This is a genomic window from Bacillus sp. FSL W8-1141 (assembly GCF_038593205.1).
GTDB lineage: Bacteria > Bacillota > Bacilli > Bacillales > Bacillaceae > Bacillus > Bacillus altitudinis.
This window is the reverse complement of record NZ_CP151973.1, coordinates 3,004,702-3,015,935: the sequence shown is the minus strand read 5'-3', so window position 1 is coordinate 3,015,935 and position 11,234 is coordinate 3,004,702. Positions and strand designations below refer to the sequence as shown.

Genomic DNA, 11,234 nt, shown 5'->3' with positions numbered 1-11,234 from the left:
GGATGGCTAAAAAAATGCCAGATGTTGGTGAATATAAATACGGCTTTTCTGATAAAGACGTTTCCATTTTCCGTTCAGAGCGCGGACTGACAAAAGAGATCGTTGAAGAAATTTCTCGTATGAAAGAAGAGCCTCAGTGGATGCTCGACTTCCGTTTGAAATCTCTTGAGCACTTTTACAACATGCCGATGCCACAATGGGGCGGAGATTTAAATGCATTAAACTTTGATGAAATTACGTACTACGTAAAACCATCAGAACGCTCTGAGCGTTCTTGGGATGAAGTACCAGAAGAAATCAAACAAACCTTTGATAAGCTTGGAATCCCTGAAGCAGAGCAAAAGTACTTAGCAGGTGTATCTGCTCAGTATGAATCTGAAGTTGTGTATCACAACATGAAGCAAGATCTTGAAGATCTAGGCATTGTGTTTAAAGATACAGACAGTGCATTAAAAGAGAACGAAGACATCTTCCGTGAGCACTGGGCAAAAGTCATTCCTCCGACTGACAACAAATTTGCTGCGCTTAACTCGGCTGTATGGTCTGGTGGTTCATTCATCTACGTACCAAAAGGCGTAAAAGTAGATACACCACTTCAAGCATACTTCCGAATCAACTCTGAGAACATGGGTCAGTTCGAACGTACACTGATCATCGTTGATGAAGGCGCACACGTGCATTACGTAGAAGGTTGTACAGCTCCAGTTTACACAACAAACTCACTTCATAGTGCGGTTGTTGAAATCATCGTGAAAAAAGGCGGCTACTGCCGTTATACGACGATTCAAAACTGGGCAAACAACGTCTTCAACCTTGTGACAAAACGTACAGTATGTGAAGAGAATGCAACAATGGAATGGATTGATGGAAACATCGGTTCTAAGCTGACAATGAAATACCCAGCGGTTATCCTAAAAGGTGAAGGCGCTCGTGGTATGACATTAAGTATTGCCCTAGCAGGTAAAGGTCAGCACCAAGATGCAGGTGCAAAAATGATTCACCTTGCACCAAACACATCTTCAACGATCGTATCGAAATCGATTTCCAAACAAGGCGGTAAAGTCACATACCGTGGAATCGTACACTTCGGACGCAAAGCAGAGGGGGCACGCTCAAACATCGAGTGTGATACACTCATCATGGATAACAAATCAACATCTGATACGATCCCTTACAATGAAATCTTAAACGACAACATTTCATTAGAGCACGAAGCGAAGGTATCAAAAGTATCAGAAGAGCAGCTATTCTACTTGATGAGCCGCGGAATTTCTGAAGAAGAAGCAACAGAAATGATCGTCATGGGCTTCATCGAACCATTCACAAAAGAACTGCCAATGGAATACGCCGTTGAAATGAACCGTTTGATTAAGTTTGAGATGGAAGGTTCGATTGGTTAACCGTTGATATAGAGGGGATTAAAGGTGTTTAGACGTTATATTTATATTAAGCACCCACAAAGCGCCCACAAAATTTAATTATTGAACATACCGCAGATACAATTCCTTTGGTCCTCAATTTTTGGGTGACATGGAGATACGTGTCTGCGGTTGTTTTTTATACTAGAATGTCTTAACCTTTCCCATACATAGTTCTTATTCAAAACGTTTACAGCATGGCTATGCTCAATGCATGTCTTTTATAAACTTCTCTGAAATACTTTCTCACAACATTTGTTTTGAACCTTTTAAAGGAGAAATGATTTTACCTTTAAGGCCGCTAACAACTTCGAGGTTCAGATCAACTTTATTCAAAATAAATACTTGCCACATTCAAATTAGTACTGTATAGTTCTAATTATGACAAAGGTAAAATTAATGAATCAAAAACGTGTACTTGAAGTAGCTGCAACATTATTTTTGGAAAAAGGGTTTGCTTATACGAGTATGGACGAATTAGTTCGTGTAAGCAAAGTGTCAAAGTCTAATGTGTATTATCACTTTTCTAATAAGGAGGAATTATTAGAAGGGGTCGTTGATTATTGGATTGACATGTATCAATCTGCAATGGATGACGTACTGTCTCAGACCCAATTTTCAGTTGAAGATCGTATTCAACTGTTTTTAAAGCAATTATCACAAGGCGTTCAGTCGAGAGAGTATAAGGGTGGCTGTCCATTTATTACTCTTTATATTCAAAGTCCTGCACAGGCCACACAAATAAAAGAAAAAATAGGACTTTTTTTCACAGGATTACAAGAGAAAGTTTCTCTATTACTGAAACAAGGGGTAGAGAATGGGGAATTCAGAGATTCGATTCAGATTGATGAGGTGGCATCACTTTTTATGACAAATCTTGAAGGAGCGTTATTTATTTCAGAAACATTGAAAGATGCCACTGTCATCACAAAAACAGCAGATCATTTATTTAACTTGCTTCGATAAAAGAAGCATTTTTTTTTACATCAAATTAGTACTAATTAGTACTAAAAAGGAGACCTCAGATGAAAACAGTATTTTTAATTGGTGGAACGGGCTTTATTGGGAAGCAATTAGTCGAGGAATTAGCGAAAGAGGATGTGAACATTCTTCTTTTAGTAAGGTCAAAAAGTAAAGCAACACGCATTTTTCAAGAAAGAGGTATTTTAAAAGAGTCAGTGATGCACTTTGTTGAAGGTGATTTGACGAAAATAGATTTAGGTCTAAGTCCTGAAGATAAAGAGAGGGTATTGAAGACGGATGTGATGATTCACGCAGGAGGCCCTATGGATATTCAAGCGACAAGTAAAGAGGCAGCTTCTGTCTTTTTGAATGGCGCCAAACACATTAGTGAGTTAGCTAAAAGTATTCATCAATTGAAGGGCTTGCAGCAATTTATTCATGTTGTCGGTTATATGAGCCCCTTTGATGATCAAAATAGCAAGATTGCCATCGACGTGTTTGAAGAAGGAAACGATTACTTGAAAATAAAAAATCCTTATGAGAGAACAAAGTTTTTAGCAGATCTTTATATTCGTCAACAGGCATCAGCAGTAGGTTATCCGCTTTCTGTCATTAATCCGCCAACTGTTGTTGGTAGTAGTCAAACAGGGAGTACAGAGCAAATTGCAGGATTGGGTTTGCTTGTAAAGAGTATGCGAAGAGGGCTCATGCCGGTGATTCCTGGAGGTAAGGACTATCGGTTACCACTTATTTCAAACGATGAGTTTGCGAAGTTTATTGTACAGGTTTTCAAGTTGGAGCAGCCGGCTATTCAAACATATACACTTGTTGAAGACAAAGAGCACGATCAGAACGTTGCTGGACTATTAAGTATTATGTCAGAAAGTATGAATATGAAGGCACCTAGCATCTCTGTTCCTATGCCACTGATGAAAGCTATCATGAAGAGTGGTGTAAGTAAACTCACAAACATTCCTTCTGACGGATTGAATTTTATGACAAAACGAATGTTCTCAAATGTTTCAGTGAAAAAAATAATGGGAGAAGATTGGTTTAAGAAGACGAGTGTCATGACATTTTTCCCTGCTGTAGTAGCTGATCTAGATTATCGAATGATGGCTCAAAATGGTGAGCACCAACATTTATTTAAACGAACATTATGCGATAATAACACCCTTTACCAATTACAAGGAGAAGGGAAGCCGTTTATTTTATTACATGGTTTATTGAGTGATGGAGAAGATTTATTTCCTTTAGCACAGGAGCTTCATGAGGAAACAGGTCAACCTGTATGGATTTTGGACCTTCCTGGTTTGGGGCGTTCTCCCTTTAAACGAGAGAAACATCTTCTAGATATCTATTTAAATGTAGTGAAAAAAGTAATAGAAAAAGCGACGAATGGTGCACATCTAATCGGTCATTCATTCGGTGCGTATATTCTTTTGGAAGCATTGGGACAAGAATACATCGATAAGAAGTATTCCATCACTTTACTTCAGCCGCCTGTTGCTAAACAAAAGGCAAAAACACTACATGTTCCTCAATTTCTGAACAAATGGACATTAAGATTGGCAACGACTCATTTGATAGAGCGTTATGTATTAAGAAATGGTTTGTTTGAAAGCACGGAGAGCATCCCTAAACATTATATTGAAAAAATCAGAAACAGCTTTACTTCTCCTAGAATTTTAAATACGACGGTTCAGCTTAACCATTTATTACTGAAAACCGATCGAGGTGACTTTAAAGAAGTCACAAAGGATCATCTTCACATGATTTGGGGGGAGTATGACAGAGGCTATTCTGCGCCATCGCATCTTGGGAAGGTTGATTTTGTTCCGTATGGCCACCATTTCCCTCTTAGCCATCCGAGTGAAACGGCAGCATTAGTCATCAATAATATTTGTACTAGCAGATAGGAATCACCCCAAAACGAAAAAATAAGATTGATGACAAGTGAGCAAAATTTTTCGTTCTGGGTCTTTAAAGATTAACGAGGTGCATAAAACGCATCTAAGGTTTTCGTCATATCATCAGATGCAGATTGTAAGATAGTCCTTTGATCTAAAATCGCTGTTCCTTGTGCCCGGACAATATGAAATTGATGAAATCCCATCAAGTTTTGAAATATTTCTTTTAGGTAATGATGTGAAAATTCCAGTGGTGTGTATCGATCGTTATTTGTGAAAATTGAGCCACTTGCTTGAAGCAAAAGTACACGATAATCGTCAGTCATCAGACCAACTGAACCATTTTCTGTATATTTGAACGTTTCTCTAGCAATGAAGATATTATCTATATAATCTTTCATACGTGACGTCACATTGAAATTATGAACAGGTGATACAATCACGATTCGATGATGTGCTTTGAATTGAGCCAATAAAGCAGCAGAAGAAGAGGCGATTTTTTTCTCCGCAAGTGTTAATGTTTGTTCAGATGCTTGCTTTTCCCAAATACGTAGTAGCTGGTCTTTTTCGATACGAGGAATTTCAGTTCCATATAAATGTAAAATTGTTGGCTCCTCATGAGGGAATCTTTTTTTAAACTGTTCTAAAAATAGTGTTTGCAGTTTGCTTGAATAACTTTCTCGATCAGTGAAATCAGGGTGCGCGTTAATAATGAATGTTTTCATATGCATGCTCCTTTTCTTTTGATAAACTGAGTATAAAATATAAAGGTGACAAAACATGTCACCTTTTTCAGAAGGAAAATCAAATGAAAAAATCAGAACGCTTAAACCAAGAGCTTATATTTTTAAGTGATAAATATTCATTTCAATTAAAAGATTTAGAAACTGAATTTGGCATTTCTAAACGTACGGCTTTAAGAGATATGGAAGAGCTAGAGTCCATGGGCTTAGCTTTTTATGTTGAAAATGGCAGACATGGAGGATATCGGCTCGTGAATCAATCTCCATTGGTTCCGATCTATTTTCAAATAGATGAAGTTCAAGCCATTTTTTTCGCTCTTAAAGCCTTAGATCTGTTGTCAGCAACACCGTTTAAAAAGTCTTACTCACAGATTCGCCAAAAACTGTTTGCTACAATGTCTGATGAGAGAAAACAGCGGATCACGGAGATTTTGGATGTGATTCATTACTACCATGTTGCGCCAGTAAGTGAACAAAATCATTTGGATTTGATATTGCAGGCAATGATGGAAGATCAAATCGTAAAGATGACATACACTCAATATGAACATAAAAGGATCAGGCTACAATTTCTTGAGTTGTTTTATCGAAATGGGATTTGGTTTACCGAAGCATATGATGTTCAGAATAAAAAGTGGGGCATCTACAGATGTGATTGTATGACGGACATGATGATCGAAGAAGAAACGAAAGACACTTTTACGAAGGAAGAATTAAAAGCACTGCAGCTCGAATACGAAAAAACTTATCATGATATCTCTTTTAAATGTCGATTAACGGAACAAGGGAAAGAGAAGTTTTTGAAGAATCATTATCCGAATATGAGATTGGAGACCATTGATGATACGCCTTATATATTGGGTGGGTACAACCAAGAAGAATTATCGTATATGACTCACTATTTGATCTCATTTGGGAAACATATCAAAATTGAATACCCCGATGAATTAAAAGAGAGTTATTTGACTCAATTGCAAGAAATGATGGATCAATATATAAAATGAACGGATTGTATCTGAACCACAAAAACTCAACACATGAAAAAAGGCGAACTGTCGTAATTCGCCTTTTTTTATTACTTCGCCGCCTGAAATGTATTTGTTTTCGATTGGTCATTGACCTTCCCATACGTCAGCTGACGCCAGATAAATTCCATCGGTCCAGACTTAAATCGCTTTAACCATAACGTACTGAAAAGGACAAGGAAGGCATACACGCCAATTGCCATGAAGAACGTGCCAGCCGGTGAAAGATGATCGGCAAGTCCAGCTCCGTACTTGAGAAATAGCATTGTTCCAATAATGGAGTGAAGCAAATAACAGGTCAGGGACATTCGGCCGACTTTGGTGAACACCATTAAAGCACCTCGCAGCTGAGGAATGTGCAGAAACAGCATCGCAAGTGAACTCATATAAAACATACTGCCAGTCAATCCCCCATTTTGCTCAAGTGCAGAGACAATGTTCATCCATGGCGTATGTTCAAAAGGGGTGACCGCTGTCATAATCGTACTGGCTAGTGTGATAAGAAAAGCAATTGTACAAATCATCCAAATACGATTCCAAAGCGCTTTTTTCGTCTCCATGTTTTTGAAAAACGACATTTTCACAAAATACACACCAAGTAAAAACATGAAGAACATGGAATAGACGGTGGAAAATGAGCTCGAAGCCATCGTGAACATATCCGTCCACCGGTCACCTATCGATGCTAAATAAGTCAGACTGTTGTGACTGGTCAATTCAAAATCGGCAAAATCCGGCTTGCCTGATGATCCTGTACTGATGGTATTGAGCAGCATGGTGAAAAGAGGCGTGAGCAATTGAATCACAAAGAGTGTGATGAGCCAGTACTGGATGGTTTTGGCTGTGCGTTTGTAAAAGAAAAGCAGTAAAAAGCCCGCGATAGCATAATAGGTTAAAATATCTCCAATCCATACAAACGTGACATGCAGAAGACCAATCCCTAAGAGAATGGTTAATCTGCGAGCAAACAACTTGTTCGGGCTGTCCACCTTTTGAGCGGCTCGATCCATAAATATCATAAAACCAACCCCGAATAGAAAAGAAAATAACGTAATGAATTTCCCCGAGGCAAACCAATTCACAATGTGGTGAAAACCATCATTAGACTCCATCTCAAATCCCTTGACCGAATCCACAATCAAAAAATAGTTGACCAAAATAATCCCCATTAAGGCGAATCCTCGTACGATGTCCAAGAAATGCACCCGTTCTTTGAGACTCATTGGTTGTCCGTGTTCTACCTTGTTTACATTCATATCTATGCTCCTTTTCGTGTATTGGATCTAAAGGTAGATCCTTCAATGAATCAATATACAGGTCAATTCTTAATCATTTATGAAGATCCAATTTTTTGAAAATAAATGTGACAACTTGATGGCAATTGATCATATTCATAAACACTTAAGATTTATGGTGTATCTTTTCACATAGCTAGATGATATATAGTAATAACATATAAGAATGAACATCATGAAGGATGAGGTGATTGAGACATGACCCATCGAATATTAGTTGTAGAGGATGATCAGGATATCGGTGATCTTTTGCAGGAATCTCTGACACGTGCAGGGTATGAGGTGCTGAGAGCCATGAATGGCAAGCAGGCATTGTATGTTGTAGATGATTCGCTTGATTTGGTGATTTTGGATGTTATGATGCCAGGTATCTCTGGGATCGAAACGTGCCAGCAAATAAGAGCCACCTCAAATGTGCCAATTTTATTTTTGACCGCCAGATCTAGTACATGGGATAAAACCGAAGGATTACTCGCTGGCGGAGATGATTATATGACAAAACCTTTTTCAGAAGAGGAGCTTCACGCTAGGGTCATGGCGCAATTGCGCAGATATACCATCTATCAGGAAAAAAAGGAACAGGAAGAAACCTATTTAGTTGGCGGTAGCCTGAAGGTGAGTGAGGAATTTAATGAAGTGTGGAAAAGTGGGCAGCAAATCAAGTTATCTGATTTAGAATATCGGATATTAAAACTGCTCATGAACAAACGAAACAAAATATTTTCTGCTCAAAATATTTATGAAAGCGTGTGGGGCCAGCCTTATTTTTATTGTTCAAACAATACGGTCATGGTGCATATCCGAAAGCTGCGTGCCAAAATTGAAGATGACCCGGCTCGTCCCGTGTATATCAAAACAGAATGGGGGAGAGGATACCGGTTTGGCACATCGTAAATATACGCTGACCAAAAAGCTGTCACTGCTCATTTTGGTCGCTGCTATCGTAAGTGGTGTTGTCTTTTTGACACTGCAAAAGATCACCGATCACCTGATCGAAGGATATTTGAGTTCAGATGAGTATGATCAGGCAGAGTCAGCCAGATACATTCAAACATTCAGCCGCTACGTTTCAGAACATGAGCTGACTTCAACGGATCGAAAAGCATTCGGTGAGTGGGTGAAAAAAGAAGATTATATTAATCTCACTGTTTACAAGGATGAAGTGCTTCAATATGACTCGATTTACTCTGCCGCTGACGAATCGGCCTATGGGAAAGAAAAGGTGACCGACTACGCAAAGCGTCATTCTTACCCGGTTCAATTTAGCGACGGAGAAGGTAGGGTTATGGTAGACGGGTTTTACTCTTCTCGATATCACGATCTCGCCTTTACACTAGAACTGCTTGGTGCAACACTCATTTTTCTCCTGATTGTGCTTGTTGGCATTCGCCGAAGCCTACGTTACTTGCAAACGATCCGTGAAGAGATTCATATTCTTGAAGGCGGTGAGCTCGATTATGAGATGACAGTGAAAGGGCATGATGAGTTGGCCATGATTGCAAAGAGCATTGAGGATTTAAGAACAGCCTTTTTGGACAAGCTTCACGCCATTGATGATCTGCAGGAAGAGAGCCGCAGTTTAGTGACCGAAATGTCGCATGATATGAGGACCCCGCTGACATCACTCATCATGAATTTGGAATTTGCGAAAAAAGAGGGGGCTCTAGCGGATACCCGCAAGGAGCAATATATAGCGAGTGCGTATGGAAAAGCCCTGCAATTAAAGAATCTGTCTGACAACCTATTTGCCTATTTCCTGCTAGATAAAGAGCACGAGTCAGAGCTTGAAACCGTTGCAGTGAAAGAAGTGATTTATGATCTTCTATCAGATCAGGTCGCCCTGCTGCATCAGGAGAATTTCACGGTCCATATTGTAGGCGAAATGCCGGATAGTTATATTAACGTAAACGTCGAGGAACTTGGCAGAGTGTTTGATAATGTGATGTCAAATTTACGTAAATACGCAGATCCTGAAAAGGACATTCAGATCACTTTTTTATCCGACCAAGATGTCTTTGAAATCCATGTGAGCAATGCGATAAAAAAGACAGACATCATCCCGGAAAGCAATGGACTCGGGGAACGAAGCATCAAGCGGATGATGTCCCGAATGCATGGACAGTTTGAAAGTGTAGAAAAGAACGATACCTACTACATCGTGCTGCGATTTTGGAATACCAAAATGTAGAGAGCAAAAACAACATCATGGAATGGGGAAACAATCTGATGAAACGATTCAACAATTTCCAAAAGGTACCTGATCTTCTGCAAGCCCTTCTGAATATCTGCCTGTTCTTTCTAGCGATTGCGCTAAGCGTACTCTTAATTAGTGAAACATGGTACATCGTGCAATTCGTCTATAAAACAGTGTTTAACAAAGGAGAAAGCTATTATGGAATGCTTGGCGAGCTGCTGATCTTCTTTATGTATTTTGAGTTTATCGCCTTAATTATTAAATATTTTAAATCCAACTTTCATTTTCCGCTACGTTATTTTATTTATATTGGCATCACAGCTGTCATCCGTTTGATTATCATTGATCATGAACAGGCCGTATCGACATTCTGGTGGGCACTGGCCATTCTTGCGATGACCTGTGCACTCTTTATCGCGAGCAAAAGAGATACTGCTCATGAGCATGAGGAAGTGAAGTGAGGAAGAAGAAGGACGAGTGGTCAACACCCGTCTTTTTTGTGTTTAAATGAACAGTTTTTGAATATGTGTTGATTAATGAACAATGATTGAAAGATTGACAATTGATGATGATGGATCTAGAAAATATAATGTAAATAGACAGGTGTTCATAAATGAATAGATGTATAGAAAAAGTATTCTGTCCAAAGCAGTTAACGGATTCACAAGTTCTTATGTTATGCTTTAGAAAAAGAGAAACCATTCTTTTCCTAGACATTGATTGTCATCATTCTATCTATAGGGGTCGATCGTATGCGAAGTATTCAAAGTTTGTTTGTTGAATGGTTACTTGTACTTACAAAGAAGAAACTGAATGTTGAGGGGTATTTAGAGGAACGAAGAATGGCGAATCAATTACCTTATGTGCTGCCTGAGAAGTTGAAAAAGAAATATCACATCACCAAAAGCAGCGCGCTTTCAGTCGATACGTACATGTTGAAATCAGATGTGCAGCCAGATGATCATCAGGTGCTATTTTTACATGGAGGAGGCTATATTGAGCAGCCGCTCGTATGGCATTGGCGTTTCTTGGATCGATTGACGAAGCAATTAAATAGTACGGTGTATGTGCCAGTTTATCCAAAAGCACCGAATCATCAATATATGGATGCAATCGAGAGTGTTCTCCCAGTTTACCAAGCTCTTTTAGAAAAAGGAACACCAGAAAAAATCGTGATCATGGGTGATTCTGCTGGCGGAGGTTTATCGCTCGCCTTTGCTCAATACTTAGCAAAAAAAGGTCTTCCGCAGCCTGGAAACTTGATTCTATTATCACCATGGCTTGATGTGACATTAAGTAATCCTGATATCGCTAAAATGGTTCCAAAAGAGCCAATGCTCAACCTAGATTTACTAATCGAATCGGGCAAAGCCTATGCAGGTGATACAGATGAAACACATCATTTGATCAGTCCAATCTATGGAGAAATCAAATCGTTAGGACGAATTTCTGTTTTTATTGGCACTCATGAATTCTTTCTCCCAGATGCCCGGAAATTCAAAGAGATGGCAGACAAGCAGGGTGTTCCCATCAACTATATCGAATACCCAAAAATGAATCACGTCTTTCCTGTCTTCCCTATTCCCGAAGCGAACCAAGCGTTAAAACAAATTGTCGCTATTATTGAGAGTAAGACGTTCCCTTTGAGGGATATGACAAAATAGATGCGAACATGAGGATGGCCAG

10 protein-coding genes are annotated in these 11,234 nt (G+C 39.1%); 8 read left to right on the top strand and 2 right to left on the bottom strand.

The window, feature by feature from the left end; genetic code table 11:
• The first annotated feature begins 2 nt into the window (after window positions 1-2).
• From sufB to NSQ52_RS15585, 3 genes are all read left to right on the top strand, one after another.
• A complete protein-coding gene (gene sufB / locus NSQ52_RS15595; RefSeq protein ID WP_007500362.1) occupies window positions 3-1,400 on the top strand; it encodes a Fe-S cluster assembly protein SufB in 1,398 nt (465 codons plus the stop codon).
• A 417-nt stretch (window positions 1,401-1,817) separates the two neighbouring features.
• Window positions 1,818-2,384 (top strand): TetR/AcrR family transcriptional regulator, encoded by a 567-nt coding sequence (locus NSQ52_RS15590; protein ID WP_268372811.1) that lies wholly within the window; start codon window positions 1,818-1,820, stop codon window positions 2,382-2,384.
• A gap of 59 nt (window positions 2,385-2,443) precedes the next feature.
• Entirely contained in the window at window positions 2,444-4,300 is a 1,857-nt protein-coding gene (locus NSQ52_RS15585) for an alpha/beta fold hydrolase (RefSeq protein ID WP_342467582.1), read from the top strand.
• Window positions 4,301-4,371: 71 nt separating this feature from the next.
• On the opposite strand, the gene NSQ52_RS15580 is transcribed toward NSQ52_RS15585, so the two are convergent.
• On the bottom strand, window positions 4,372-5,016 hold the full coding sequence (locus NSQ52_RS15580; RefSeq protein ID WP_342473545.1) for an NAD(P)H-dependent oxidoreductase: 645 nt from the start codon (window positions 5,014-5,016) through the stop codon (window positions 4,372-4,374).
• 83 nt (window positions 5,017-5,099) lie between these two features.
• Here NSQ52_RS15580 and NSQ52_RS15575 point away from each other — a divergent pair, with 83 nt between their 5' ends.
• Entirely contained in the window at window positions 5,100-6,038 is a 939-nt protein-coding gene (locus tag NSQ52_RS15575) for a WYL domain-containing protein (protein WP_342473543.1), read from the top strand.
• A 71-nt stretch (window positions 6,039-6,109) separates the two neighbouring features.
• Here the strand turns inward: NSQ52_RS15575 and NSQ52_RS15570 are convergent, their stop codons facing one another.
• A complete protein-coding gene (locus NSQ52_RS15570; protein WP_341044050.1) occupies window positions 6,110-7,315 on the bottom strand; it encodes a DUF418 domain-containing protein in 1,206 nt (401 codons plus the stop codon).
• Between the two features lie 237 nt (window positions 7,316-7,552).
• Between NSQ52_RS15570 and NSQ52_RS15565 the strand changes: the two genes are divergently transcribed.
• The 4 genes from NSQ52_RS15565 to NSQ52_RS15550 all read left to right on the top strand — a co-directional run bounded on the left by NSQ52_RS15565 (window position 7,553) and on the right by NSQ52_RS15550 (window position 11,212).
• Window positions 7,553-8,248, top strand: coding sequence for a response regulator transcription factor (locus NSQ52_RS15565; RefSeq protein WP_342473541.1), 696 nt, complete (start codon window positions 7,553-7,555; stop codon window positions 8,246-8,248).
• Window positions 8,235-9,542 carry a HAMP domain-containing sensor histidine kinase gene (locus NSQ52_RS15560; protein ID WP_342473539.1) on the top strand — a complete coding sequence of 436 codons (1,308 nt, stop codon included), beginning with the start codon at window positions 8,235-8,237 and terminating at the stop codon, window positions 9,540-9,542. Before NSQ52_RS15565 ends, NSQ52_RS15560 begins: the two co-directional genes overlap by 14 nt.
• A 38-nt stretch (window positions 9,543-9,580) precedes the next feature.
• Window positions 9,581-10,009 (top strand): phosphate-starvation-inducible protein PsiE, encoded by a 429-nt coding sequence (gene psiE / locus NSQ52_RS15555; RefSeq protein ID WP_024719769.1) that lies wholly within the window; start codon window positions 9,581-9,583, stop codon window positions 10,007-10,009.
• A gap of 291 nt (window positions 10,010-10,300) precedes the next feature.
• Window positions 10,301-11,212, top strand: coding sequence for an alpha/beta hydrolase (locus NSQ52_RS15550; protein WP_342473538.1), 912 nt, complete (start codon window positions 10,301-10,303; stop codon window positions 11,210-11,212).
• The last annotated feature ends 22 nt before the right edge of the window (window positions 11,213-11,234 follow it).

What these genes read in the sequence shown, in the direction of transcription:
- NSQ52_RS15565 (WP_342473541.1), top strand. Translation starts at nt 7,553, where the DNA reads ATGACCCATCGAATATTAGTTGTAGAGGATGATCAGGATATCGGTGAT.
- NSQ52_RS15550 (WP_342473538.1), top strand. Translation starts at nt 10,301, where the DNA reads ATGCGAAGTATTCAAAGTTTGTTTGTTGAATGGTTACTTGTACTTACA.
- NSQ52_RS15585 (WP_342467582.1), top strand. Translation starts at nt 2,444, where the DNA reads ATGAAAACAGTATTTTTAATTGGTGGAACGGGCTTTATTGGGAAGCAA.
- psiE (WP_024719769.1), top strand. Translation starts at nt 9,581, where the DNA reads ATGAAACGATTCAACAATTTCCAAAAGGTACCTGATCTTCTGCAAGCC.
- NSQ52_RS15570 (WP_341044050.1), bottom strand. Translation starts at nt 7,315, where the DNA reads ATGAATGTAAACAAGGTAGAACACGGACAACCAATGAGTCTCAAAGAA.
- sufB (WP_007500362.1), top strand. Translation starts at nt 3, where the DNA reads ATGGCTAAAAAAATGCCAGATGTTGGTGAATATAAATACGGCTTTTCT.
- NSQ52_RS15575 (WP_342473543.1), top strand. Translation starts at nt 5,100, where the DNA reads ATGAAAAAATCAGAACGCTTAAACCAAGAGCTTATATTTTTAAGTGAT.
- NSQ52_RS15580 (WP_342473545.1), bottom strand. Translation starts at nt 5,016, where the DNA reads ATGAAAACATTCATTATTAACGCGCACCCTGATTTCACTGATCGAGAA.
- NSQ52_RS15590 (WP_268372811.1), top strand. Translation starts at nt 1,818, where the DNA reads ATGAATCAAAAACGTGTACTTGAAGTAGCTGCAACATTATTTTTGGAA.